The 514-nt window shown below is 45.7% G+C and carries 1 protein-coding gene; it reads right to left on the reverse strand.

Annotated elements, in window-relative coordinates:
- Positions 1–162 precede the first annotated feature (162 nt).
- Positions 163–514 (reverse strand): hypothetical protein (locus R7093_RS28210; RefSeq protein WP_318147406.1); only part of this gene is annotated, 352 nt, incomplete at its 5' end.

Genomic DNA, 514 nt, shown 5'->3' on the forward strand with positions numbered 1-514 from the left:
CGCGCACGATATGAGTGAAATGGTCTACTGGTTGATCGTCAGTGACCGTGACTTGTTCATTGCCTTCTACGATTTCAGGTTGAACCGTTTCTTGTTGTTGGTTTGATTTACGTGCCATTGGACACCTCCTTTAAGATGGAATTGTTCAGGTTTAATTTGGTTTTAAGATTCAGTTTGGTCTGCTAACATCACGACAGGGAACGTGGGACTGTTCATAGGAGCACAGCAGTACACGCCAGAGCCTTCCATGGTCACTATGGCGACCGCCAGCAACCAAGGACAGTCATCATCGTTTAACAACAGCACCCATTCAGGGTAGTTAGTAACAAAGCGAAGGAAGTGCAGATCTTCCTCAGATTCTTCACTCAAGGTTTCGTTGGTATCCCCTTCCTCAATCAAGTACAAGGTCGTACCGACCTCATCCCAAAACGTTTTTGTGCTTTCTTCATCACCGAATGGTTCTATCAGGTGCTCTAGCAGTTTTGCTTTCACGCCATCAGGCATTGTCAATGAT

It is taken from the genome of Vibrio sp. 1580 (assembly GCF_033340055.1).